The organism is Entomohabitans teleogrylli, assembly GCF_001484765.1.
Lineage (GTDB): Bacteria > Pseudomonadota > Gammaproteobacteria > Enterobacterales > Enterobacteriaceae > Entomohabitans > Entomohabitans teleogrylli.
Window position 1 is genome coordinate 1 of sequence record NZ_LLXO01000048.1, and the last position, 26,171, is coordinate 26,171.

At 44.9% G+C, this 26,171-nt stretch carries 23 protein-coding genes, 1 other RNA gene and 2 pseudogenes; 9 read left to right on the top strand and 17 right to left on the bottom strand.

Translation table 11 applies throughout. The features are described 5' to 3' along the window. The first annotated feature begins 278 nt into the window (after positions 1–278). Positions 279–1,079, top strand: coding sequence for a nucleotidyltransferase domain-containing protein (locus AQ981_RS24220; protein ID WP_058914326.1), 801 nt, complete (start codon positions 279–281; stop codon positions 1,077–1,079). A 230-nt stretch (positions 1,080–1,309) separates the two neighbouring features. On the opposite strand, the pseudogene AQ981_RS24225 reads toward AQ981_RS24220, so the two are convergent. The 6 genes and pseudogenes from AQ981_RS24225 to AQ981_RS24245 all read right to left on the bottom strand — a co-directional run. Next, positions 1,310–1,798: pseudogene (locus AQ981_RS24225) on the bottom strand (integrase arm-type DNA-binding domain-containing protein); the annotation flags it as partial. Between the two features lie 408 nt (positions 1,799–2,206). Beyond that, positions 2,207–2,546, bottom strand: a pseudogene (locus AQ981_RS26500) (TA system toxin CbtA family protein). A 24-nt stretch (positions 2,547–2,570) separates the two neighbouring features. Continuing rightward, positions 2,571–2,897 carry a type IV toxin-antitoxin system YeeU family antitoxin gene (locus tag AQ981_RS26505; protein ID WP_071609008.1) on the bottom strand — a complete coding sequence of 109 codons (327 nt, stop codon included), beginning with the start codon at positions 2,895–2,897 and terminating at the stop codon, positions 2,571–2,573. Between the two features lie 42 nt (positions 2,898–2,939). Further along, the gene (gene radC / locus AQ981_RS24235; RefSeq protein ID WP_058914328.1) at positions 2,940–3,419 is read right to left on the bottom strand and encodes a RadC family protein; all 480 of its coding nucleotides are present in this window, start codon (positions 3,417–3,419) and stop codon (positions 2,940–2,942) included. 12 nt (positions 3,420–3,431) lie between these two features. Further along, positions 3,432–3,896: an antirestriction protein gene (locus AQ981_RS24240; protein WP_082683269.1), complete on the bottom strand. Its 465-nt coding sequence runs from the start codon at positions 3,894–3,896 to the stop codon at positions 3,432–3,434. Positions 3,897–3,956: 60 nt separating this feature from the next. Then, a complete protein-coding gene (locus tag AQ981_RS24245; RefSeq protein ID WP_058914329.1) occupies positions 3,957–4,775 on the bottom strand; it encodes a DUF932 domain-containing protein in 819 nt (272 codons plus the stop codon). Between the two features lie 453 nt (positions 4,776–5,228). Between AQ981_RS24245 and AQ981_RS24250 the strand changes: the two genes are divergently transcribed. The 4 genes from AQ981_RS24250 to AQ981_RS24265 all read left to right on the top strand — a co-directional run bounded on the left by AQ981_RS24250 (position 5,229) and on the right by AQ981_RS24265 (position 9,682). After that, positions 5,229–5,879: an inovirus Gp2 family protein gene (locus tag AQ981_RS24250; protein WP_058914330.1), complete on the top strand. Its 651-nt coding sequence runs from the start codon at positions 5,229–5,231 to the stop codon at positions 5,877–5,879. A gap of 166 nt (positions 5,880–6,045) precedes the next feature. Further along, a complete protein-coding gene (locus AQ981_RS24255) occupies positions 6,046–7,470 on the top strand; it encodes a YfjI family protein (RefSeq protein WP_058914331.1) in 1,425 nt (474 codons plus the stop codon). 359 nt (positions 7,471–7,829) lie between these two features. Continuing rightward, a complete protein-coding gene (locus AQ981_RS24260; protein WP_058914332.1) occupies positions 7,830–8,438 on the top strand; it encodes a hypothetical protein in 609 nt (202 codons plus the stop codon). Between the two features lie 323 nt (positions 8,439–8,761). Further along, positions 8,762–9,682, top strand: coding sequence for an AbiTii domain-containing protein (locus AQ981_RS24265; RefSeq protein WP_058914333.1), 921 nt, complete (start codon positions 8,762–8,764; stop codon positions 9,680–9,682). A gap of 210 nt (positions 9,683–9,892) precedes the next feature. Here the strand turns inward: AQ981_RS24265 and AQ981_RS24270 are convergent, their stop codons facing one another. From AQ981_RS24270 to AQ981_RS26515, 5 genes are all read right to left on the bottom strand, one after another. Then, entirely contained in the window at positions 9,893–14,470 is a 4,578-nt protein-coding gene (locus AQ981_RS24270) for an AAA family ATPase (protein WP_058914334.1), read from the bottom strand. 370 nt (positions 14,471–14,840) lie between these two features. Next, positions 14,841–15,722, bottom strand: coding sequence for a hypothetical protein (locus AQ981_RS28280; RefSeq protein ID WP_058914335.1), 882 nt, complete (start codon positions 15,720–15,722; stop codon positions 14,841–14,843). A gap of 35 nt (positions 15,723–15,757) precedes the next feature. Then, complete coding sequence (locus AQ981_RS24280; protein ID WP_058914336.1) at positions 15,758–16,072, bottom strand: hypothetical protein; 315 nt, start codon at positions 16,070–16,072, stop codon at positions 15,758–15,760. Positions 16,073–16,124: 52 nt separating this feature from the next. Further along, positions 16,125–16,415 (bottom strand): hypothetical protein, encoded by a 291-nt coding sequence (locus AQ981_RS27800; RefSeq protein ID WP_154675981.1) that lies wholly within the window; start codon positions 16,413–16,415, stop codon positions 16,125–16,127. Positions 16,416–17,274: 859 nt separating this feature from the next. Then, a complete protein-coding gene (locus AQ981_RS26515; RefSeq protein ID WP_071609010.1) occupies positions 17,275–17,487 on the bottom strand; it encodes a helix-turn-helix transcriptional regulator in 213 nt (70 codons plus the stop codon). 124 nt (positions 17,488–17,611) lie between these two features. Here AQ981_RS26515 and AQ981_RS24285 point away from each other — a divergent pair, with 124 nt between their 5' ends. Then, positions 17,612–18,448: a hypothetical protein gene (locus AQ981_RS24285; RefSeq protein WP_154675982.1), complete on the top strand. Its 837-nt coding sequence runs from the start codon at positions 17,612–17,614 to the stop codon at positions 18,446–18,448. 62 nt (positions 18,449–18,510) lie between these two features. Here AQ981_RS24285 and AQ981_RS24290 read toward each other — a convergent pair whose 3' ends face one another. The 3 genes from AQ981_RS24290 to smpB all read right to left on the bottom strand — a co-directional run bounded on the left by AQ981_RS24290 (position 18,511) and on the right by smpB (position 20,986). Next, the gene (locus AQ981_RS24290; RefSeq protein WP_058914338.1) at positions 18,511–19,752 is read right to left on the bottom strand and encodes an integrase; all 1,242 of its coding nucleotides are present in this window, start codon (positions 19,750–19,752) and stop codon (positions 18,511–18,513) included. A gap of 203 nt (positions 19,753–19,955) precedes the next feature. Beyond that, positions 19,956–20,320, bottom strand: a transfer-messenger RNA (tmRNA) gene (ssrA, locus tag AQ981_RS26520). 183 nt (positions 20,321–20,503) lie between these two features. Then, on the bottom strand, positions 20,504–20,986 hold the full coding sequence (smpB, locus tag AQ981_RS24295) for an SsrA-binding protein SmpB (RefSeq protein WP_058914339.1): 483 nt from the start codon (positions 20,984–20,986) through the stop codon (positions 20,504–20,506). Between the two features lie 149 nt (positions 20,987–21,135). On the opposite strand from smpB, the gene AQ981_RS24300 reads away from it, so the two are divergent. Further along, positions 21,136–21,573, top strand: a complete 438-nt coding sequence (locus AQ981_RS24300; protein WP_058914340.1) for a type II toxin-antitoxin system RatA family toxin — start codon at positions 21,136–21,138, stop codon at positions 21,571–21,573. Next, on the top strand, positions 21,563–21,853 hold the full coding sequence (locus AQ981_RS24305) for an RnfH family protein (RefSeq protein ID WP_058914341.1): 291 nt from the start codon (positions 21,563–21,565) through the stop codon (positions 21,851–21,853). Before AQ981_RS24300 ends, AQ981_RS24305 begins: the two co-directional genes overlap by 11 nt. A 145-nt stretch (positions 21,854–21,998) precedes the next feature. On the opposite strand, the gene bamE is transcribed toward AQ981_RS24305, so the two are convergent. The 3 genes from bamE to nadK form a co-directional block, all read right to left on the bottom strand. Continuing rightward, positions 21,999–22,343 carry an outer membrane protein assembly factor BamE gene (bamE, locus tag AQ981_RS24310; protein ID WP_058914342.1) on the bottom strand — a complete coding sequence of 115 codons (345 nt, stop codon included), beginning with the start codon at positions 22,341–22,343 and terminating at the stop codon, positions 21,999–22,001. 227 nt (positions 22,344–22,570) lie between these two features. After that, a complete protein-coding gene (recN, locus tag AQ981_RS24315; RefSeq protein ID WP_058914343.1) occupies positions 22,571–24,232 on the bottom strand; it encodes a DNA repair protein RecN in 1,662 nt (553 codons plus the stop codon). 87 nt (positions 24,233–24,319) lie between these two features. Beyond that, positions 24,320–25,198: an NAD(+) kinase gene (nadK, locus tag AQ981_RS24320; RefSeq protein WP_058914345.1), complete on the bottom strand. Its 879-nt coding sequence runs from the start codon at positions 25,196–25,198 to the stop codon at positions 24,320–24,322. Between the two features lie 121 nt (positions 25,199–25,319). Between nadK and grpE the strand changes: the two genes are divergently transcribed. After that, positions 25,320–25,904, top strand: a complete 585-nt coding sequence (grpE, locus tag AQ981_RS24325) for a nucleotide exchange factor GrpE (RefSeq protein WP_058914346.1) — start codon at positions 25,320–25,322, stop codon at positions 25,902–25,904. Positions 25,905–26,171: the final 267 nt, after the last annotated feature.

Sequence of the window (26,171 nt, forward strand, 5' to 3'; positions counted from 1 at the left end):
ACCTTTCAAGGTCATATGTCAGATCAAGTCGCGACTAATACAGATTAGACGAAAAGGACGACATCTGGCGTGACTGTGTGCCAGATGTCGGAATAACCAAATATTATGCCTTCAGTCTGGTTGATACATGTTTGATGATCTTACCCACCAATAGTGGACATGCGGTTAAGTGAGTAAATTTTCTAAGGACATAATTGTTCCTGCAAAAAATATCTGGCCTGAATATAAACAACTCGATATTCTGAAATGCTTTGTATTTTTTGTGAGCAGGAAAAAGTATGCTGAGTACGTTACCCGATTTACACAGAAGTTTTGCAGAGCAACTCAAGCTTAAATTTCAGTCTGATTCGCGAATCCATTCCCTTCTTGCTGGCGGTTCGATTGTTCATGGCGGATTTGATAAATACTCCGATCTGGATTTTGTCGTTGTCGTCGACCCTCTCCACTATGACGAAATCATGACGCAGCGTAGGGAGCTTGCCGGAACATTAGGCCATCTGCTGCATGCTTTCACCGGGGAACATGTCGGAGAACCCCGCCTGCTTATATGCCTGTATGGACCTGAACTCCTTCATGTCGATCTGAAATTTGTCACCCTGGAAATGCTCACTCAACGCGTTGAGGAGCCAGCAGTATTATTTACCCGTGATAACACTGTTCTGGAGCGACAACTGGCAAAATTTAGTGCTCACTGGCCCAACATGACGCCGGAGTGGTTTGAGTCCCGAGCCTGGATTTGGCTTCATTATGCAGTGGTTAAGCTGGGAAGGGGCGAACTCTTCGAAGCGATTGGTATGCTGGCATTCTTCCGCGAGCAGGTGCTGGGACCAATGCTGTACCGTCGAGCGAATCTACCGCAACGTGGGGTTCGCCGTATTGAATTCTACGGCATTGATCCTGACGGCCTGCTGACTTCCACGTTGGCAACGCACGATCGTGACTCCGTTGGTGTTGCCATCAGAATGGCTGTTGACGCTTATATCAATCTGCGAGCTGATGCTCTGCCTGAAAATATCGCAGACGATGCGGCTCGTTGGGCGGTTCTTGCGATGCTGAAAGAGTATTCTGAAAAGGGTTAAATTTATACTTCCGGTCGCTTACACGGCGAGAGTAAAAGCATCACGAGTGATGTAGTCAATAGCCAAATTACGGGATGGACATCTCAATCTGGTTACTTCAATACATGTTCAAGCCAGGTTCAGATGTCCGGGAAAGGGAAAATTTCAAATGTCGGCTGAGTGTCAGGAGCGGAAGTCGGAGGTTACCTGCCAACCGAAAAGATGGCAACCTAAGAAGTGACGATTCAAATCTGGGTTGGAAACCGGGGGTAAATACAAGTCTGAGCCTTAATCTCAGTGACACTGATATCACCGATTGCTGGAAAAACATCTCTTTCAAGCGAGCGCCAGATATCGTCGGCATAGTCCTCCGTCACGCTGGCTTTCTTCACATTCCACCAACGTTCGGCAACTAACAGGAAAGTGTTGGTTTTGGCCTCTTGAGAATTTTTGACCTGTTCTTTCTGATGTTCCTGGGGATCAATGTCTTTCGCCAATAAAACTTTAGATTCGGCTCTGAGTTTACGTGCATCAGAAAGCGAGACGGCAGGGTAGGCACCGAAGCTCTGTTTGGTTCTCTGCTTGGTTAGAGGTCGATAGTAACGGAACTGCCAGAGCTTACTACCACTGGACTTGATTAGCAGAGTGAGCCCGTCGCCGTCATACAACTGATAATCGGTATCTTTAGGTTTGGCGGCTTTGATTTCCGTATCGGTTAACGGCTTGGTTTTTCTTGCCATGGGGAGTCTCCATGCGTTTAGGCCCAACGAAAACAATAGAGCTTTTCGTTGGGCCTATCAATGGGCCTAAAAGGTTCGGATTTAATTAGTTCTCTTCGGACTTCGCGGGACAAATTGAGGGCACAAAAAAGCCCGCAGGGCTTGCGCCGTGCGGGCTCTCAGGATGCTGGCGTGATCTGAACTGGATGCATAATTCATTGTTTTATTTACAATAAATTATAATTCAACTTTTCACTTGGGCCTATCGTTGGGCCTAAACCTGATTATGTCTAAATTTCAATCGGTTATGATAAGTTTGTTAGCCTCTTACCCTAACATATTTGGATAATGACTTGCCAAAATAATCGCCTTTTACAATGTGTAGAAAGGGGAGAGATCAGGAATGTAATTGAGTAAGGGGCGAAGGATTCAGAATGCCAAAAGGCTATGGTTGCGTCGCAACAGGCCTGTTGCCTGCCTTGCCCGTAAAATATCTACTGCCTGAAGATAAGGTGACTGTTCCTGACAGTTAAACCCCCTGCGATCGATACGAACCAGTTCGTACTTTTCCACCAGAAAGTTAACTGCATCTGCCAGAGTGATACCGGCGTCGAATATGCTCCTGAATAACAGTTTCATCACTGAATGGCGTGTCGTTCAGCGTCAGGCCATAGTGTTGCTCCAGCAGGCGTGTAAGCAGCGTTTGCCAGACAGCCACGGGCGACGGGCACGACTTCGCCGCCCGCTGATTTGCAGGAAGGGTTTTCATAAGGTTTCTCGTTGGGAAATTGACTTAACGTTGAGTGGGATAGATAGCGATATAAACGTAGCCACAGCTACCAAGTGTATCCGATTCACAGGTCAGTTCGTCATGGTACAGAGTGACGCGGTGTGCATAGTGGGGGTTAAGCTCACCAGAAAGCAGCATCAATTCCATCTGTTCTATAAAGTGCGGAAATGCGCTATTCAGTTGGTGGCACTCTTCTTCATTGAACGCGCCAGTTATTCCGGCGCGGTCAGCTAAATAATGCAGGTGGTTGCCTTCCTGTACCAGACGTGCACCAAAGCGAGGCATTACCACGCATTGAAGCCCCCATTCAGGGTTATCGTGTTTTTCCATAGTTTATTCCTGTTCAGAACAGATAAGTATAGCGAGTCGGCATTACAGCCAGCCCCGTTCGGCAAAAGAGAGACAGTTGCCATGACCAATGATGAGATGATCCACTACTTGCACATCTACCAGATCAAGCGTTTTAACAATTCGGGTGGTCAGAACACGGTCGCTTTTACTGGCATCGGTAACGCCTGATGGATGGTTATGCACCAGAATCACTCTTGCTGCATTGCAGCGCAGCGCCGATTTAATAATTTCGCGGGGATGAACTTCGATATGGTTTATGGTGCCGAGAAACAACGTTTCATGCTCAAGTAGGCATAACTGACTGTCGAGATATAAGACCATAAAGACCTCACGTTCCAGCCCGGATAACTTCAGCTTCAGCCATTCGTGTGTCAGTGCTGGATTCGTCAGCAGTATTCCGGGTTTGCGCAAATATTTCTCCAGATGATTTTGTGCCCGTTTAATAGCGCGTTGGACTGTAGGGGGCAATCCAGGAGGTGGCAGTAACAGAATGTCAGTCACAGGCAATATCCTTCAGTCGATAAGATGCATGATAGAGCGGCTTTCCGGGTGTGGAAGCACATAATCCCGTAGACGATAATAATGTTCGCTCATGGACTCGCAGTGCGTTCTACAGGCATGATGACTCCATGCCATCAGGCATACAGCAATTCCTGTGGCTTCGGTGCTGAGTATCGCTTCATTGCCATTGCTTTCATTGAACAGGTGATAGTGGTCGCAGTCAGGTGGTGTAAGAAAAGCGCCACCGTTAGACAGGGTGTGAAATTTCCATACGCCGCCCTGGTAATCGGCGCTCCATAAATCCAGCCAGGAAAATACCTGCGGTTCAAGAAATACCCACTGGCGCACATTGCCAAAATAACGAGGCCAGAAGTTTATTCGTTGTTCATCGGGAAGTGTGGTGACGGTAATGGATTCGGGTGCGTTCGGGGTATTTGCCGGGAAAGGGGCAGGTGTCAAGCTCATGGTTGCGGTCATGATTAATATCCTTGAAAAATAGTTTATTGAGTCGGAGGAAATGTTGATACGGCAGGTTTATCAGGAAGCCAGTTGCAGCATATTTTCAGCCATTACCCATAACGCCCGATTGAGCTTCAAATCTCCATCGATACCGCTAATGGCACGAGTTCTGGCACGTTTCCCCTGCGCAGAGCGACCGGATAAGCCACCTTTAATCAGGTTTTCCTGAATACGTTGATAGGTTGTCCAGAGATCCCCGGATTCATCCTGCCAGCGTCGTGGAGCCAGTAACTGTGATTCGGTAACAGGTTGATGATCTTCACCAAAACGGTACGTCAGTGCCGCTTTAGCCAGTGCCTGTTGTGCTGGTGGAGGTAGTATTAGCGACTGCATGGCATCGCGTTTTTCTTCAACTTTATCGAAAATACCGAGCACTTCATAAGCCCCTTCAATTACTCTTTCAACAACATTGCCTTTATGCGGTACGCGAACTTCACCAAAAGACTCACCGCATACAAGCCCGTTGCAACAGATAGCTCTGAACAAGCCCGGCAGCATCTGATAGCTACTGGAACCATCATGGCTATTCAGCAGGATAATTTCCGGAACCTGTTTACCCGTAATTTGCCCCTCGCGGCGCAAGCGCAGCATGTGCTTCGTATGTTCGCGTTTACTCTCATCCCGAACGCGAGTCTGGCAGGCAAAGAACGGTCGGAAGCCTTCCCGCTGAAGATTATCCAGCAGGGTAATTGTTGGGATATAGGTGTATCTGTCACTTCGGGATTCGTGTTTATTTTCACTGAAAATGCTGGGCACATGGCTCATCAGTTCTTCATGGGTTAATGGACGGTCACGACGGATCTGGTTCACGCGACCAAAGCGACTGGCTAATCTCATGGATAATTCCTTGTTAAGTTGCATAAATAAAAATACCATGCATCACCAGGAAGCATGGTCAGTTATTTAATGTTGAAGATCTAAACTTGACTTAAATTAAGGTTCAGGAATGGATAAATAAATAGCGTTCTGATTTATTCATCTTGATAATATTAAACTCTATTTTTTTGTGTGTTAATTATCATAAGTTAACGGTGGGCCTTTTTGGGATAAAAATAACTTCAGAGTTTGTATCATATGTAATAACACAATAACTAATTGTTTTTAAAGAGAACTCCTCTTCTATTGCAGGTTGGGGTTTTTATGTGTTCGTTATGTCGGGTTGGTTTTATATTAATATAGTGTAACTAAAAAAATATCTTATAATACATGTGGTTAAGTATGATGGAAAGAATAAATATGGTAAAAAATCATAGTGTATCTATTCCTGAGAAATTAACTCAGGAAGATATCATGAATAAAAAGATAACCAACGACTATCTGCTAAAAGATCAACATGCTGAATGGACTGAGAATAAACGATACAAACAGAGGATAAAGGATACTCTTGATAAAGCCCTGAAAGAGCATCCAAGGACGCTGGTATTAAAAATAGAACTTTATATTCCAGATACCAGCTACAATGCAGATTCAACGCTAATGACCAGGTTTATCGCATCCCTTAATGCTCAGATAGCAGCAGATATACAAAAACGCAGTAATAACGGGGCAAGGGTTCATCCATGTACTTTACGATTTGTATGGGCAAGGGAATTCCATGAGGACGGACGCAAACACTACCATTTAGGATTGCTTTTTAATAAAGATACTTATGCTTATCCGGGCACCTACCATCCTGATGAGAAAGGTCAATATACGCATAATTTATCTCTGATGATTATGAATGCATGGATAAGAACACTGAAGCTTGATAATGATGTTGATTATCAGAAACATTATTGGCTTGTCAACTTTGCAGATAATTTTTACTTCCACCTCAATAAAAATCAGATAAGTTTTCTTGTAGCTTATCCATTGGTACTAGGTAGGTTGCGTTATCTTACTAAAGATTACACTAAAAACTATTCAGATGGACAACGTAGCTTTGGCTGTAGTCAATACTGACGTAAATTGAATGCAAGGTTTGATGTCAGGGATTACGGAAATTAAATTATAAAACTAATTAAGTCCAAAATATGCTAATTGAAGGTTGGGGTCTTTTCAAAATAAATACCTAAATGTAAGTTGCTCCTATCGCTTTTTATGTCGATAAATTGCTCAGGAAAAACTTATGTATACTACGTTCGTTAATAGTGAATTTCCATTACAACATTTCCCCCGACAGCTTAACGGCGTTGCGCAGGCCATCGCTGACAGAACGCAGGCACCTGTTGAATTGATCGTGGGAACATGCCTGAGTGCAATGTCACTGGCTTCTCAGGCGCTGGTGACGTTCGAGCACAGTGATGGGCGAAGAAGTCCAGTTTCTTTGTATAACGTGATTATCGCAGAATCAGGTGAACGGAAAACAGCGGTTTTCAATCAAGTTATGAAGCCCATACTGGAGTTTGAAAAGCAGTCTTTGAAAGCATACTCCGGTAAGGTCAAGGTGTATGAGGCCAACATGTTAGGTTGGAAGGCAATCAATAAATCAATACTTAATCTCATCAGGAAGAAAGAAGAGCAAGGGAAAGACAATACCTGCGAGCACGAAAGGCTTCGGGAACATTACCTGGAGAAACCAGAGCCACCTAAATTGCCTAAGCTTATTTACAACGACGCAACCCATGAGGCCATCGTCAAAGGGCTATCAGAAAACATTGGGTCTGCTGGACTGGTATCTGATGAAGGTGGTGGAGTGTTAAACGGAAGAGCGATGGGTAATTCTCCCTTGTTTAATCAATTGTGGGATGGAGTTCCTTTTGACGTTGAACGCAAGGACCATCGCTTGATTATCAATGACAGCCGCTTTGTTATTCTTGTTTTGACACAGTTAAATGAATTGAATAGCTTTCTCAAAAAAAGAGGTGAGCGTGCCATTGGCAATGGATTTTTTGCTCGATGCTTGTGGTCAGTCACAACAACCACTCAAGGACAGCGTCAGCAATCTTCCGGGATAAAGTGTGATAACCTAAATCTAGATAAATTCCATCAACGAATTAGCGAACTATTAGAATTAACTATCAGCAATGCATCACCGAGGACACTTTGTTTTTCACCCGAGGCAGAGAAAAAATTTTCTATCTTTCAGAATGAAATTGAAAATCTAATAGCCGTAGACAGAAATAAACATTCAGCCTTAGCAGGAATACTTTCTAAAATTCCAGAGAATGCGGTCAGAATGGCAACGCTGATTCATTTCTTTTATGAGTTTGAAGGTGATGAAATAGGTCAGGGTACACTTGAACATATCATTCAAGCTATTAAGTATTATTATAATCAGGTCGTAAAATTGCTCACGGTACGAATGGATAAAGGAGAAGAAGATGCAAGGAATCTCTATCAATGGTTATTGAATGGACCGATAAATCAAAGAGGCATGTGTACCCGAGTCGCTAAAACACATGTCCGACGCTATGCTCCATATCAGCTTAGAGATGGTGCGCGTTTTAATAAGGCTTTAAAGATTCTAGAGGAGTATGGGAATATTACTATTTGCAAGGAGAGGAATGTAAATGGGAGTGTTCATCAGATCATAGAGATAAATCGGAGTTGATTTTTTCAGAGAGTTGAAAGCTGCTATTTCCTGCTATTAATAGCAGGAAATAGCAGGAAATAGCAGGAAATAGCAGGGAGGATTGAAATTTTGAAATTAAAGCAGAGACTGTAATTTAAATTGTGTATCTGCCTGTTTTTGATATGTTCACTTCAACAACGAAACAGGTAAATTATGAACGAAAAGAAACTCAAGGCACTGGCGGCTGTGACCAGCCCCCCAGTATTAGATACAACCGTCAGCAGGTCGAGCAAACCGAAAAATGCATCGATACTGGCTGATATTGTATAGCAAAACTGCTACTGGCTTTGGCATAATGCTCATATTCGATAGATAACATATAGAGAAAGACTATCACTATGGATTACAGGCAACAGCTAGACCATGAGCTTACAAAACTCATCTCCTACCATGAAAAGGAATACGCTAATTACGTTAGCGATGATGATAACTTGGGGACTGATCTTGATAACGACTTTGAGACACAAGAGCAAAACGAAGAACCTCATTATTCAGTATGGTCATCCGAACATTTTATAGAAAAAATTAAGCCAATGGCTATGGTTTTGCACGATTACGATATCGTAGGCAAATGCGAAATCCTGTTGGCTATCATAACTAAAATACAACAGGCCGAAGAAAAGGCAATGAAAGAGAGAGATAATTATATAGATTCTCTCTATCAGTTTGATCACAAAACGTACTTAGAAAATAAGCTATTTTTTTCTGCATCCGATATTGGATGTTACTTCGGTTACATATCTGCACAAGAAGTAAATAAAAAACTGATCGAGGCCGGATTACAGGTACGTACAAACGAAGGTCTTATACCCACTACTCAGGGGCAACCTTACCACTTAAAAACGGTGTACACTCCTGCTGGTTCAAAAACTTGCCGCTGGGATAAAGCTATCGTACATGTGCTGGCGATGCATCTTGGAACAGAACCAGGATTGGGTATCAAATAAGCCTATTATCCATTTACATGTATTAGCTCAGACCTGATCTGACGGTTTTCACTGGCAGCACATAATCGAATCTGGTAACCTGCTTTGAGCGAAGAGCGGGCAAGAAGTTGGAACTTAAAGCTAGACGCCCCGGTTTTTTCGTTGTGTGCGGCGCTTCAGTAAACTACCCGTAAACCCGTATCCAGGCGCAGGGGTAATCAGGGCATAGCAACGTTAACGTATATATTCATCACATCAATAAAGGTGCTGAATTCAATTAATTCATTGAAGTCTATGCTTGTGCATATAAACTGTCATCATCGGCTTTAACACGGAGATGAACAATGTCCCTGTTACACCAAATCCAAGAGTCAGTGGTGCAAGATGGGTCCAGTTTGGGTCCTATACTGCTTAAACTCCGACTCTTAGCAGCAAGATTAGGAAGTAATGATTTAGAAGAGTGGGTAAAGCATGAATCAGAAGGTTATCCGCCGGATGCTGTGCTTCCCGAATACAGAATTATAGGCGTAACGTATAAGGGCACATTTTCCGGCTCCTTTGGTTCGGGGATAAAGAATGCACCTATCCCTTCAATATTAATAGAAAAATATGCAAATGAAAGTTGGAATAGCTTTTCCGTTAGGGAAAGCATTGCTGCCGTTGGCGAACTTGTTAAAGTTGGCGCAGAAGGTGGGACTCTTGCGATTGATGCATCAAATCTAATACTTGTTTTACAAGGAAAAATTTATAATGGCTATGCATGCAATGATATCACTGGCAGTATTTCAGCTGTGTCATTATCCGAAATTTCACAAGCTGTTCGTAATAGAGTTCTTGAACTAACCATTGAGCTTGAAAAGTCAATTCCCGCAGCAGCGCACATCACTTTTGGTACTCAGAATATGGATGAAAAAAATGCATCAAAAGCACGGCAAATAACACAACAGATAATTTATGGGAATGTTGGTAATGCTATATCTGGTGGAAGTGAATCAACTATTAACGTAAATATCCAATCACATAATAAAGAATCGGTCATAAACTATCTGAAAGAATCCGGTATTCCTGAACAAGATGCAAGTGAGTTCGCGCGGATTGTAGCGTCTGAAGCGCCATCAAGTCCCGAAGAACCTTTTGGAAAAGGCGCAAAAAATTGGATTGCATCAAATCTAAGAAAAGCTGTCGATGGAACTTGGAAGGTCGGGGTGGCAGTTGCAACTAAAGTTCTCACTGAAGCTGCTCTGAAATACTACGGCTTGGAGTAAATCATGGGCCTCATTTCGTGGCCCTAACGAAGATAATAGAGTTCCCTCGTTGTGAAAAGTGAAACATTGGCAACCGCCAGTGAAAGTCTTCATCTGGTACTGAGCTGCCTGTCAGATTAGGTTTAGATTTGTGCCGTAGCTGTGTCAGGTTAAATCTGAGCTAATACAATTTGCAGGTGTATATTTGAGTTCTAATATGCACCATTAATATCATGGTCGCTCTGCCGCCTTTAACCAATCTGCTACACCTTCTACACTTAGAGCAAGAAGCATGTCTTGTACTGCCACTACACGCTCTAACATTATTCCTTGATCTGATTCTTCGCGTTCTTCTGCTTCAGCGAAAAGTCGAGTCATCAACTGAGTAAGACTGTTATGGTGATCATACAGATATTGTCTGCTATGACGGGCAAAGATTAGATATTTTTCCGTGGCTGACAAGGCTAGTTCCGGATCGTGTAGTGAAATTGCATTAAGCCATTCATGTAACCTATAGAACTGATATTGTTTGCTCTCCTCAGTGTTAATATTATTTTTAAAAACAGAAAAACAGAGATCTACGATTTCTAATGGTACATAAATTACTCCTTCACTATCATCAAATATATGATCGAATTGCTTCGCTACCTCGATGGCATGTGGACTATTTGTTTTTAAACCTGCTTCAATTCCTTTTAGGCACTGCTCATTATGTTGGCGAATATTTTCTCTATTTGTCCAAACATGAGTCGCGCCCAACCAGGCTTCTTTTTTGTCTAGAGTATTCAGGTCTTTTATGAATTTATCAAAATTAATATGTCCTGTCATTGCTGATAAAGCCGAAATACGACCCCATGTTTCAACATCCTTATCACCTCCATCATTGTAGATGCTAACCAATAATGGTTGAACAATTTCAAAATGAGCATGGTAAGAATAATAAAGACATCTCTCAGCGACACTCCAAAGACCGCTAAAATCTTTTATCGCTAAGTGGAATAAATTCCAGCCAAGATCAAAAGACTTGCTTTGCATAAATGGTAAATGCTGCAAAACTAAAGCACGAATAGCTGGATGCTCATCGCCAGCAAACCGTTTTAACGTAGGAACTAGCAATTTTGGTAGTTTTTTCTCTTGCTCTAAAAAATTATTAGCCAGAATCATCAAGGCTTCGGTGATGTCCCCTTTTACCATATTAATTCCAAGTGTAATCAAATCAACAGAATCTCCCTCAATTGGGTCGACCTCATTAAGTCCTGCAAAGCCAATAGTTAAGAAGATTAGTCGTTCCGCCTCTTGTATTTCTTGTATGACATTGGCGCAGGCTTCTAGCGCTTTAGCTGAAGAGGCATTGCATCGCCAATGTGTTTGATGTCTTTCTAATTCATCCAGAATCTTGCTTGCAAGAAGTGATGCATTAGGTTCTTCAAGAGGCTCCCATGTTTCATTGGGATTTAAATTTCCATAACGATATGCCAGATAAGTCGCAACTCCACTCATTATGTCATCGCGGAATTTTACAGGAATATCTATCCAGTAGCTGGATAAAAATTTAAGGAAGCGTAAGGGCTGGCGTGAGGATGCCTCACGCAATTGCCCACCCACTTCTTCCTCCCCTCCAATAAGAAAATCATCCCATTCTCGTTGAGTATGTCCAGCATAATGAGATAACAGTTTAAGTACCGCCTTATTGCTGACACCTGTGAAAACATCATATGAGAAGGGGGCTCTCACCCAACCAGCTTGTGAGTGAATATGAGGTCCACGTGTGAACTTTCCAGCAATTCTTTCATATTCATCTAATATTTTCTGTGATTCATTGGAACGGAGATAGCAAGGAATTGGTGCAATAAACATTACTTGCGACTGCATTCTCCACAATTTGAATTCTTCCGAGAGATATTCATCATGTATAGTTAGAATATTTTTCATCACTGCATTTTGTACCTGCTCAGGTAATAACCTGAATGCTGATTTAATCAGTTCACCTAATTCGTAGGAAAGTTTAAAAGTCAGCATGTCTTGATCGCATAGCATTCGGCCAATCAGATCTATATTAGATTCAGGCGATGAGGTGCAGGCAAGAATTCCGAAGTAGAGCAATGCACCTTCGAGATTGAAACAAAGATCCTCACAGTTTTCTTTCCACCAATCAGAGTTTATTTTTGCTTGGTAAAGGATACCTGCTTCAACAGCGTCAAAAAGTATTTCCATACTGTCTGCATGATGTATATCTCGCATGCGATGAGAATTTTCGTAGGATGTATCTCCAAGAAATCCATACCTATAACCTAATTGAGTTTTCCGGTAACGTGATGAGCGTAATTGACTCCAGTGCTCAATAGCTTTTATGGCTAACTCCAATAAAATACAGGATTTCTCCATACGCTGGCGAATAAAATTCTCGTTTCGATTTCCATATTCATGAGCATGGCACCGCAATTTACGTGCGAATTTAAATTCCAGTATATCTTTCTCTTGGAGATCACCCGTTATATAATTCCAGAGAAAAGTATCGTCCATAATACCTTCAGTCACACAGCAAGCTACAGCCTTGCCAAGAGAGCTATGCTCAGATCGTTGTATTGCAAGTAGCCGATCCAGTAATGGAGCTATAATAGCAATATTTTCCTTTTTAATTTGTGACAAGCGTAGCGTCAATTGGTCTGCAACTATATTTGCATCAAACCAATCCAGTGTCAGAACCTCCATCCAAAATGATGCTACTCTAGTAGTATCAACGTTACTCCATTGAGCGATGCGATTAACATGCATTGCTATACCATCAGAATCGCGAGCCATTATTAGAGATGGGATCAGAAAGTCGAGCCAAAAATGATGCCACTCTATTGAACTGCCCACGATATAAATTACTTGGAAAACATCACGCTGTTTCTCCCGCAAATCTCGAATAAATGGCCAGTCTTCATTCTGGGGTTTTTGTTCTGCAAAAGACTCGGCTATTAGACGTTTAATGTGAAATGCGGCGTTCCCTGTTAATACAGTCCTGAGTTGTTTTCTGAACTCACGGCGTTCTCCCAGCGCTAGTTGAGCGATAAAACTACGTATGCTTGGACGTACAAATGGAACTGGTGATAAATCGCTTATGAAATCATTCAATGTAATGCCATTACGCATAGCCTTACTTATGACAAGTACGTCCAATAAAGTTTGATGACCAAACGTTAGTTTCCTATCTTGAGTTTCCTGTAATACATTAAGGCTACATAGCTTCCTCTGTATATCTTGAGAGGCAGAGAAACGTTGATGTGGCACTACCAGGCTTCGTATGCGCAACATTTCAGAGGCAATCGCCTCAATCGCTTGTATAGCAACATCCCCTAGTTCATCATTAGCAAGCACAATCGTATCAAGATAGTGTTGAGCCAATTCCTGGCTGGTCACGACATTGAAACTGCCGCCTCGTTGGGCCAGTTCGACAAACAGCGCTAACTCTCGGGGATTGCGTATCAACTCGCGTGTGACAGCGTCTATAGTATTAGTTGTAATTCCATGTACATCAAGTAAAGGTGCAATCTCTGTATCCCAATTCAATGGTCGGCACTTTAATTCACAATCCCAATGCCGTTCGGCAATTTGTTTGTCGTAATGTCTGTCGAAGTCGCGGCAAGCGGTAACTATAGTAATATTAGGGATCAAGAGCAGACGGTCGATCTGTGCAAGAAAGTACTGCAAAACCCGATGTTCACGAGCTATAGACAGTACATCTAAAGAATCAATGAGTACTATTACATGAGTGTCTTCAGCCAGTCTTGCTGCTTTTTCTACCCATTGTTGTGCTAAACCCTGAGCCTGGCGCTCCTCTGATGTTGCCAGACTGGCGAATTCGCGTGACTGAATAAATAAAGGGACAATATCTGAACGGCTTATTGCGCGCTTTTCCAATGCTTCTTGTAATGCAAGCATCACACAGGTTTTCCCTGAACCGGGGAGGCCTGTAAGTAGGATTGAACGTGTTTTGGCATCAATCGCAGCTAATAATTCATCCAGAATAGGGTTAGCGAGCCGCTGTCCTGCAATATCTCGTCGCCAGGACCTACCTATAGCAGAAGTACTGGAAAAAGAACGAAGTACTTCTGTAAGATTCATGGGTGGAACTAGCATAGACCCAGCTTGCTGGATAAGGGCATTGAGATCTTTTTTCGTTAAACGATGTTGCGCAGCAGTAGATACACTCGGACCTTCCATACGCGCACCCAACCTATCTAGGCTTACCCAGAGTGCATTGAAAGCAGTGTCTGGGTTACTCACTACACGTCGTAACTGTCCCCGCAGTTCCTGCTCCATCTGATCCAATTCATCAGTAACCACAAAATTTGTTCGACGCAAGAATTCAAATGTTGAAAGCCTTGAGGTAATTTTCGCAAGTTGGCTCGACAAAGTTTCATCCAATTGCTGTTGTGCTTTTCCTAGGCTTAGTCGGTAACTCTTTTCGTCTGGTTGAGAAGAGCTGTGTTCTTTGAGTTTTGCAAGGTCGCCAAAGTTATTTCGGGAAATGAAACGAACATTAGCTGTAGGAGTGTTCGCTAGCAGATGAAAGGCCTTATCCAGCTCATCGCCAAGATCAGCTATCGTCCAGGCCTTAAAATCGGTTTGATTTTTTTTGCATTGACAGACGATCACGCTTCCATCCGCTTTTCCTACGACGACATCATCAACGGAGTAGCTTATCGAATCGACTTCCAGCCATAGAAAGTCTGGATCTGATAAAACCTTCAAGGCCCAATCAAACGCCACTAAGGTTTGATATCCATCACCGCGATTGGAACGTATGCCTGCAATACTCATAAATTATTCCCTTTCGGAGGACACAACATCATCCTGATGCGTAAGCATCACCAAATGTTTTGGGTATGATATTCCCCCTACGGTTATTGTGCCAGAGTGTAAAGTTCGATCTTTGCTGAGAAGGGGCTTCACTACTTAGAAAGGTCTCTAGGGTTATCTCAACTTGAGTGCTTACATGTGTTGTAAAGCAACCTGATCTAAGTATATATAATGATTAATTTGCGGTCTCTACTAGCATTTTTTATTATGAAGTGATGAGGGATTATATGTTTTATTAAATAATAATTAATAGACATCGCTACCTGTCAATGGAGGCAGGTAGCGCACAAGAACGTTCTTAATTTCTCATAACTGATAAATATTTACTGGATTAAATATTCCATGTGAAAGTTGAACTTCCTCTATTTGTTTCAATCACAACCTCCTGTGGCCTACATTTTCCAAAATCTCTATCAGTCGTAACCGTAAAGTAGTAAACATCGCTATAATTAAGATCCCAACTGGTTCTTGGAACTTCGTTGTCCTCCGTAATCTGTTTGGCTTTTCTACCATTAACAATACGGTTAAGAGTGTTCTGATCTTGAACTCTTGTGGTATAAGTGATTTTCTTTTCATTAATCAAACAATGGCCTCTGTTAACGGTAATTTTTTGAATTTTAAGATCGTCAACATTGCTAATTAATTGGTACTTCCAGAAATATACTCTTACTGAACTGTAGTCGCGATACTTCTGAGACACAGATAATTTGAATAAATCTTTGGGGGAGACATTAGTGCTGGAGGTATCAGCGGAATTGTTGACAGCAATAATACCTTTTTCAGTTAGTCCATTCCTTGCTTTAATAGTGTCCGGTTTGCAGTAGCCTTTCGCGATGTTTTTCCCTTTACTATCTATTTGTGCAAAGGAAGCTGAGATTTTAGAGTTTTCATCAGTGTTATAATCAACAATGATCTTCCCATCGATCTCTTCATCTGTCCCGGTTAGGGTAAAATATGGATATTTCATACCCGGCTCTGTTAATTCTTGCTTAACACCACCTGATGAAACATCGAGTTTAATGACCGAACCGCCTTCATCAGGATCGTCTCCGGGAGCCAAAAATGCGATGTAAACCGTATCGCTGACATGACTAATCGTCATCTGATCACCATCATCGAGCGTACATTTTAAATCATACGTTTCATTTGCGAATGAAGAGGTAGCGAATAAAAATCCGGAGAGGAATATAATAGTACTACTTAATTTTTTCATTTTTATCTCCTTTGGAAAACTCAATTTACGGGGGGCTAATATAATTGTTCTGCAACTGCCAAGGCCCCAAGTAACCAGCCGATTGCTTGTGGCCCAACTGTCCAGAATATTTTTGCTTTAAATATTCCAATAGCACCCTCACGAGTATATATAGCATCAGGTATCAACCACTGCCGAATAAAAGCACCTATCAACATTCCAATTCCAGGGCCAATCGTCAGCCAGAACAAAATTTTTACTCCATGCCAAAAACCATAAATCTTTCCTGTTGCTGAAAATAGATTAAAAAATACAATGATCAGTGATAGTACGAACGCGACAATAAAATATTTTATTGCTATATGTTGCATACTTTAATACCTCTTTTTAATAACTCAAATGTGTCTAATCGAGAGATTCAATTCATTCTTCACGTATACATTGCTGTAAGGAATTTCTCATGTTTTGCTGAAAGCCGGAGGGGGGAGCTGTTCGTTGATCGCCAATCGCCTTTAGTAACTTTGGCGGATAAATATCACTCATTTTCTCCCAGGCACAAGCACATACAGAACCGTTACGGGTTGCAATTTTACACCCCGTCATAAATTGTCTTTTCTCTGGTGAATCGCAACCAGTAAGCATCACTGTGATAAGAGCAATAGAGGCAATAAGCCCTTTCCTTGAGTAAATACTTTCTATAAAATTAATGTTCATTTGTAATCCCTTAAAAATTGAATTTTTCCGAATTCTGTTTATGTCATAGCAAACAGCTCATACGCCAGCCGATTGACCTCTCATAAAAATGTTCACAACCTCTTCTATGGCGTTACCACTTGCCTTTGTTTTCCATTTACTCCCTCTCTCTTCGCTGACCAGTCAACACTACAAAAATCCTGAATGGGTTAGCGGCTTCCCGCAGGAACAACCTGATTGAAGGCAGGTTTTTGTGATCTTTTCAGGAAGACGAAGATGTGTAAAATTGTTAATACCGATCGAAAATCAAAAATTGATCGTCTATATCAATAGATAAATCCGATCGAAATTAATTTAACAATCAGTATTAACTATTAAAAAGCTTGAGCCGATCGACAGCACAGATCAATCAGTAAAGGAGGTTCATAAGAAATTTGAACGTGAAGGATGTATTACTGAGGGAGGAAAAGATAATAAATATTAGTATAATCAGTCGAATGTATGCTCACACTCCCGACATTCATACCTGTCAAACAGCACCCCATCCATAGCCGAACCGGTAACAGCTCCGGCAGTTGCTCCAGCGACAAACCTTCCCAATAGAGCACCAATAACCGTTCCTGCCGCTGTTCCCACTACAGGCACAACCGAGCCAATAGCTGCCCCTACTCCTGCGCCACTGAGAGCTCCAGCCACGCCTCCGGCAATACCTCCCGTCTTCCTGCCTATATGTCGTTCACTTACACGATCAGAACCGCATTCTGGGCATGTCGTAGTCATTTTCGTTATTCCTGGTTAGAGAGTTGAAAGGATATTTATCTATTGATTAATTTGACTTTTATCAACGCCCCCTGGGGGAATGCCCCAGGAAGCTTGGGTTTTAATGTACAGTATTGCAGCGTGATGATAACCAGTGATTCAAATCAGACTCGCGCCAACCAACAGCTTTTTGACCGAGTTGAATTGGTCTGGGGAATGTTGGGTCGTAACGGGGCGATTTAGGATTCATCCAGTCGTAAACGGTGGAGCGTCCGATACCGATTCTCTTTAGAACACCGGGTAAACGTATGATCATTATTGGTTGCATGGTCATGGCATGTTTCTCGTATTGACGTTGAAGGTGAGCCCGAAGTTACAACTGCCTAGGGCATCTGTCATTTACGTCTAGTAAGCGTATTTTTTTACTTTGACTATTCCATACTCAAATCTGGGGTAACATGATGAAAGAAAATGATATTTTTTTTGAGGTGCTGTCTGCGGAATTTGAACGCCATTTCGCCAAGATAGCTGACTCTAAGCCGGGTATAGACCAAATTATAAAAGATGCAGAAGTTATTCTTAAACGGCATAGGAACGGTTTTCGGCCCGGAAATCTGGGTAACTTTATTAATAATAATGATGAATATATAGATGAAAAAGGTGACTTACTAAGGGGTGATGAGATAAGTAAAGTCTTAAAATCTAATGGGTATTCATGTGAAGGATTTCCTCTAATAAATTTTAATTGTCCAGTTAAAGAATTTGATAGTCCATTATTTCGAAACGGTGACCCAGAGACAAGCATCGATGAATTTGTTATGAAAGCATATGTTTGCTATCACTGGGGAATACATCAGAAAAACCTTGGTATGCATGAAGAAAGTCATTCTACTTTATTGCAAGCCCTTAGATTCTTAAATATGAGGGATGGGGCTTATACGGCTCTAGGTATTAAAGCGTTTGCAGAACAAATGGAGTTAGAACGAAAAAATGCTTCCAGTATGGGAGGGAATAGTAAGAAAAAGATTTATGCCCCTCTAAAACTAAAAATCATAGAGCTTCTTTTAGAAAATAAACCGGTAGGCGGTTGGGATACTAAAAAAGAAGCTATTGATTCCCTGCTAAGTGACATCGATAAATTTATGCAAGAGGAGCAACGAAAGCTAGATTTAGAGGGGAACGGAGAAAGAGTAAGGTATCAGGCCGTTGGCAGCACAATGTATAAAAGGATTTATGACTGGTCCCTAAAGGACGAAGTGATTGAAGTGGCCTTTAATAAGGCTGTAAAAATATAAATATTGAAAGGACATTGTAATCGGAGTAGTGAAGAGTTAATCCAGTGATCAGGCGGTAGGGGTTACCCGATAAGGCGTAACCCCTTTTTTCCACCATCAATAATGCTTCCACTATCTGCTGCTTTAATAAAATCGGCCCACCATTGCATCATTGGACGACGTTGCTCAAGATAATCACTGCGGTTATAGGCGCGTCGTACCTCGTTTTTATCGACATGCGCAAGCGCGGCTTCAATGACATCAGGCGGAAATCCTTGTTCATTAAGGGCGGTACTGGCAATTGAGCGCAATCCATGTGAGACAAGCACACCGCTAAATCCAGCACGTTTGAGCGCAGCATTTACCGTTTGGCTGTTCATAGGCTGTTTCGGTTTTATACGGCTGGGGAAGATAAATTCCCGGTTACCGCTAAGTGGCTTCATCATTTCCAGAATAGCGAGAGCTTCATCGGACAGCGGAACGGTATGATCCCGGTTCATCTTCATTCTGGCTGCTGGAATTTTCCATTCGTTAGCATCAAAGTCTATTTCATCCCAACGAGCTTCAGCGGCTTCGGCAGGGCGGGTGATAGTGAGAAGCTGCCACATAAACAGGCACCTGGTTGACAGGCTAATGCTGGCGGTTCGCATGGTCTGCATCAGTCCCGGTAACTGATCGGGTCGAATGCTTGGCATGTTCTTCTTCTGGGGTTTCTCGAAGGCTTTGCCAATATTGACGCTGGGAACAGCATCGATCAGACCTGTGTTCTGCGCATAAATCATGACTTCATTGATACGCTGGCAAAGGCGACGCACGGTTTCTAACGCACCTCTGGCCTGTACCGGTTGTACCGCCTGAACCAATGTATGGGCTTTGATATCGGTGACGCTTATATCACCGATTGCAGGAAAAACATCTCTCTCCAGTGAACGCCAGATATCTTCAGCGTAGTCTTCTGTGACGCTAGCTTTCTTGACGTTCCACCAACGTTCAGCGACAAGTTTGAACGTGTTGGTCTTTGCTTCCAGAGAATTCCTTGCCAGTTCTTTCTGGTGTTCCTGCGGATCGATCTCTTTTGCCAGTAATGCACGAGATTCAGCTCTGAGTTTACGCGCATCGGAAAGCGAGACAGCAGGGTAGGCACCGAAGCTTTGCTTGGTTCTCTGCTTTGTTAAAGGTCGATGATAACGGAACTGCCAGAGCTTGCTTCCACTGGATTTGATAAGCAGCGTCAACCCATCACCATCGTATAGCTGGTAATCGGTATCTTTAGGTTTTGCAGCTTTGATTTCCGTATCCGTTAACGGCTTGGTTCGTCTTGCCATGAGTCGTCTCCATGCTTTTAGGCCCAACGAAAACAATAGAGCTTTTCGTTGGGCCTATCAATGGGCCTAAAAAGTTCAGATTAAATTAGTTTGCTTGAGATTTTGCGGGACAAATTGAGGGCACAAAAAAGCCCGCAGGGCTTGCACCGTGCGGGCTCTTAGGACTTCATCGGATGACTCTGGTAATCACCGATGGAGAATTTTGGTGGAGCTGGCGGGAGTTGAACCCGCGTCCGAAATTCCTACATCCTCGGTACTACATGCTTAGTCCAGTCTTTACATTCGCTTGCCAGCTGCGAACGGACACGCCACTAACAAACTAGCCTGATTAGATTTAACGCTTCAACCCCAGGCAGGGCATCCACGCGATCTCTTTTGGGTTTGACCTCTCTTGATCCCCGTCCTAAGAGCGGAGGCTAGGGAGAGAGGGCTTCAAGCAGGTTATTAAGCTGCTAAAGCGTAGTTTTCGTCGTTTGCGACTATTTTTTTGCGGTTTGTTAACGAGGCCTACCGCACCTCGGCATGCACCTTGGGTTTCGCGAATCCCGTCGAATCCAGAATCAGCCCCATAGTGTTCTGAGGATTATATCAGATTTAGTCGCCATAGCGCCAGTCTAATACCTCAGCCTTTTTCTTCATAAAGCAATAGGTTAGCAAATAATCATTGTGGTGATTTTTAGTACGCCGTAGCAGTGGCTAAAAATCCGTAATCGGTCGCTTCGCCAGGTAGTAACACAAAGAGTGCGCGGGATCAGCGTCCCGCGTTTTTCATGATCCGCGCTTTATCCAGTTGCCATTCGCGCTCTTTTAGGTCAGAACGTTTGTCGTGCTGTTTCTTACCTTTCGCTACGCCGATTTTGACCTTGCACCAGGCGTTCTTCCAGTAGAGCGACAGCGCCACCACGGTGTATCCCTCGCGGTTAACTCGCCCGTACAGGTTATCCAGTTCGCGCTGGTTCAACAGCAGTTTCCGGGTGCGGGTTGGATCGCAAACCACGTGCGTTGAGGCAACGGCCAGCGGTGTAAAGTTGGCGCCAAACAGCCATGCTTCACCATCTCTCAGAATCACATAGCTGTCGCCAATGTTGGCTTTGCCTGCGCGCAGCGATTTAACTTCCCATCCCTGCAGAGCCAGCCCTGCTTCATACTCATCTTCGATAAAATATTCGTGGCGGGCGCGTTTGTTGAGCGCGATAGTGGCTGAGCCTGGTTTGTGTGCTTTTTTCTTTGTCATAATGCTGCTCAGTATACGTAATCAGGCCGATGTTGGCAGCCCGTCCTTTCCGGGGCAAGCGCATATATTAGCACGACTTGCGGCGGAGTTTTTCTTTGCATGTTGATAAATGTTATTATTCGCCGGTTAGATGAAAGACAGGAACAGATATGCCGCAGATTAGCCGGACTGCGCTGGTGCCTTACAGCGCAGAGCAAATGTATCAGCTCGTGAACGACGTTAATTCCTATCCTGAATTTTTGCCAGGGTGCGTGGGGAGCCGGGTGCTGGATTCGGCGCCGGGGCAAATGACCGCCGCGGTAGAAGTGTCGAAAGCCGGAATTAGTAAGACATTTACGACACGCAATACTTTAACCAGCAACCAGAGCATTCTGATGCATCTGGTCGACGGTCCGTTTAAAAAATTAATGGGTGGCTGGAAGTTTACCCCACTGAGCCCGGATGCCTGCCGCATCGAATTCCATCTCGATTTTGAATTTACCAATAAGTTGATCGAACTGGCATTTGGGCGGGTGTTTAAAGAACTGGCGTCGAATATGGTCCAGGCTTTTACCTCCCGGGCCAGAGAGGTCTACAGTGTCGCGTAGTATCCGGGTTGAAGTTGCCTATGCACTCCCGGAAAAGCAATACCTGCGCAGGGTAACGCTACAGGAGGGGGCAACGCTGGAGCAGGCCATCGCTGCGTCCGGGCTGCTGGAACTTCGTCCGGATATTGATCTCAGCCAGAACAAAGTGGGTATCTACAGCAGGCCAGCGAAACTCACTGACTGTGTCCAGGATGGCGATCGCGTCGAAATTTACCGGCCGCTGATTGCCGATCCAAAAGAGCTGCGTCGCCAGCGCGCAGAGCGTTCCGCTAAGAAGTAGCGCGTTAACTCATTTCCTGATGGGCGGTACCAGGCAATTGCCCGGATGTCCGGTTATCATCCCCGGTACTCATTTCAGAAAAACAACCGGACGCTGACAGCAAAAAGGTGCCCTTCAGGCACCTTTTTCGATTACAGAACCGCGATTACTGCTGTGCTTCCAGCTTCGGTTTGTTGTCAACATTGGTCAGTACGCCGCTGCTGTTAAAGGTCAGCGTCAGCGTCTGCTGGGTCACGTTTTCATGCCCCGGCTGCTGGCGGAATACGTAAAACCAGGTATTGGTACCGAAAGGATCGGTCATCATCGGTGTACCCAGCGCGTAGGCAACCTGCTGTTGCGTCATACCGGTATGAATTTTGGCTACGTCGGTAGAGGTCAGATAGTTCCCCTGACTGATATCAGGACGGTAGACCACCTTTTCCAGGGTAGAACAACCTGCGGTCATCATAAGGAGAACTGCTGCGGCAGCGGTCAGCATTTTACAGCGCATAATTATTTGATTCCTTTTCGGGCCGGGCAAGTGCGTGGCTCATAGTCATAGGCCGATGATAATAAACCTTCTTGCAGTTTAAAACACCAGAGCGCTTCACTATGACCGTCTGAAGCCAAAAAAGTTAGTTCAGACGGCGGTTAAAATCGTTCAAACTGAGTAATTGCTCTAATTTTAACCAGTAATGAACTGTCTGGCTGCCGGATAATCAAAAACCTGCCCCTGCTTTAGGCGGCAAGCAGTTCCCTGGCATTCGCGAGGGTGTTACGGGTGACTTCACTGCCCCCCAGCAGGCGTGCCAGTTCCTGGAGCCGGGACTGCTTATCCAGCGGCAGCATATGTGTTTCTGTCATTGCCCCGTCGGTGGATTTACTGACAAAAAAGTGATGGTGTCCGCAGCCGGCAACCTGGGGGAGGTGAGTCACGCACATCACCTGCGTGGATTCCCCCAACTGGCGCAGTAGCCGGCCGACTACCGCGGCGGTGGGGCCGCTGATGCCAACATCCACCTCATCAAAGATCAGCGCTGGCGTTTCCATTTTTTTGGCCGTAATCACCTGAATCGCCAGGGCAATGCGCGACAATTCTCCGCCGGAGGCGACTTTGGCGAGAGGCTGTAGCGGTTGCCCCGGGTTAGTAGACACTTTGAATTCCACTCTGTCGGCGCCCTCGGCGGTAAGGTGTTGTTCATCGAACGTCACCTCAATGGTTAACTGCCCATGGGGCATTGAAAGTGAGTGCATACTTTCAGTGATGAACTGGCTGAGCTCTGTTGCCCATAGTATCCGCTGTTGATGGAGGTGGCGAGCGACGCCCAGCGCCTGCTGGCGGTGGCGATCGACATCCTGAGTGAGGATTTCCAGCGAGTCGGCCTGCTCGTCCAGCGCCTGTTGCTCCTCGAGCAGCGCCTGATGCAGCGCCGGGAGCGCCTCAGGAGCCACCTGGTGCTTGCGGGCAAGGGCAATCTGGCGCGATATACGCTGTTCCAGCTCATGGAGTCTGTTGGGGTCGAGATCTAACTGGTCGCAGTAGTGGCGCAACTCGTCGCTGGCCTCGGCAACCTGGATCGCGGCTTCTTCCAGCATATCCAGAATGCCGGAAAGTTTATTATCCATTCCCACCAGTTCGCCAATAATATGCCTGGCGCTGTGTAACTGGCTCTGCAGGTTGATCTCTTCTGCTTCCGAGAGCAGCTCCAGCGCCTGTTGGCTGGTGGTGAGTAACTGCCCACTATTGGCCAGGCGCTTATACTCCTCATCAATTTGTTCAAATTCATCGGCCACTGGCGCGAATTCATTGAGTTCTTTCAACTGATACTGGAGGAGCTCTGCTCTGGCGGTGCGCTCCTGGCTTTGTTGCTGCTGCCATGCGAGATCGCGGCAGCTTTGATGCCACAGACGATAGCTGTCGGCCATCTGACGATTGAGTTCTTGTTCGCCGCCATAGCCGTCCAGCAGGGTTTTCTGGTGCTCGGGCCTGAGTAATAGTTGGTGGGCGTGCTGACCGTGAATCTGAATCAATAGCTGACCCAGCTCGCGTAACTGAGAGAGCGGCACCGCGGTTCCGTTAATAAAACCGCGGGAACGGCCATCGTGGCTGATCACTCTGCGCAGCAGGCATTCGCAGCCGTCTTCCAGCTGGTTTTCTTCCAGCCAGCGGCGTGCGGCCGGGGTATCTTTCAGGGCAAAACGCGCGCACAAATCGGCTCGATTAGCCCCCTGGCGCACCATATCGGCTTCCGCCCGGCCGCCAAGGCACAACCCCAGCGCATCAATCGCAATCGATTTGCCCGCGCCGGTTTCACCGGTAATCGCGGTCATTCCATGGTGAAAATCGATAGCCAGTTCGCGAACGATAGCAAAGTTACTGATTGTCAGTTGCGCCAGCATAAGCCACCTTCCTGTATAAAATAACAGAACTGTAATTACACACAGTATAAACTGGTTTTATATACAGTAAAGCGGCGCAAACAATTTTTAGAATAATTTTTTTGACCAGCCCAGCTTTGAGCTTAATGTATTGAAATAATTATAATCTTTCGGGTGGATGAGATTCAGGTGGTAATCACACCGACGAATGAGAACATCTTCTCCCTCCTGGATGGGCAGGGCTATCTGGCTGTCGCAACTGATTTCCAGATCGCTGCGCATATGGGAAAAGCGCAAGCGGATGGTACTGTCGCCGTTAATCACCAGCGGGCGCGCCGAGAGGGTGTGCGGGAACATCGGCACCAGCGTGATGGCGTCCAGCGATGGGGTGAGGATAGGGCCGCCGGCGGAAAGCGAGTATGCGGTAGAACCGGTGGGAGTGGAGATAATCAGGCCGTCGGAACGCTGGGAAAAAGCGAACACTTCATCAATATAGACTTCAAACTCGATCATGTGCGCCACTTTGCCCGGATGCAGCACCACCTCATTGATGGCGGTGCTCAGACGCGTCTGGCAGTTTTGCTGACAGACCTGGGCTTCCAGCAAAAAGCGCTGTTCAGTGATATAGTGTCCTTCGAGAACATCGGCAAGCTGTTGCTGGGCGTTATCCGGGTCGAGGTCTGTCAGGAAGCCGAGGTTTCCGCGGTTAATGCCGATCACTTTAATATCATAGCGCGCCAGCACCCTGGCGGCCCCCAGCATGTTACCGTCGCCGCCGACGACAACGGCGAGATCCGCCTGCTGACCAATTTCCGCCAGTGTGCCGGTCTTCACATTTTTGAGTTTTAGCTCATGGGCGATTTGTTGTTCAACCATCACCTCGTAGCCTTTGTCGCACAGCCAGCGCCAGAGCATTTCATGGGTGGTCAGAGCCGTGGGGTGACGCGGGTGTCCGACAATTCCGATGCAGTTGAAATGATTATGCATTTTGCTGAAGTTCCCTGAACTGAGCGGTGGATTCATTATGTCAGGTTCCCTTGAAACCCGGCTACCGATCCCCATAATAAGCGAAGCAGCGAGATGAATGCTAAAAAACGCGGAGAATTTCATGAGTAGTAAAGAACAGAAAACACCAGAAGAGCAAGTCCCGGAAGACATCGCCATGGAGCAGCACGAAGAGGTGGAAGTGGTAGAGAGTGCTGAGACGGTGGATCCGCGCGATGAACAGATTGCTAACCTGGAGACCCAGTTAGCCGAAGTTCAGCAGCGGGAGCGCGACAGTCTGCTGCGCGCTAAAGCGGAGATGGAGAATCTGCGGCGTCGTACTGAACAGGATGTGGAAAAGGCGCATAAGTTTGCGCTGGAGAAGTTTGTTAACGAGCTTCTGCCGGTGCTCGATAGCCTGGATCGCGCGCTGGAAGTGTCTGACCGTGAGAACCCGGATCTGCTGCCGATGATTGAAGGCATTGAGCTGACGCAAAAATCGATGCTGGATGTGGTACGTAAATTCGGCGTGGAGGTGGTTGGGCAGATCAGCGAACCGTTTAACCCGGATGTTCACCAGGCGATTGCCATGATGGAGTCCGATGACGTGGCGCCGAACCACGTACTGATGGTGATGCAGAAAGGGTATACCCTGAACGGTCGTACGATTCGCGCTGCAATGGTGTCCGTTGCGAAGGCGAAAGCCTGATAGCGATAAAGAGGCTGGTTCAAACCAGCCTCTTTGTATTCAGCATTTTCGTACCGTCAGATATTCACAATTGATATTTTGTAGTTTAAAAAAATCAGTTTTATTAACTACAAAGACATTATATCTGTCGTTGCCATCGTAGATATGGGCCATGACCAGACCATATCTTTCCAGCTGGACTTGGATGCGCTCAAAAATGATATCAATGTGCACCTTCTTAGTTGTATTAGCTCAGACCTGATCTGACAGTTACCGGTTATTCATACA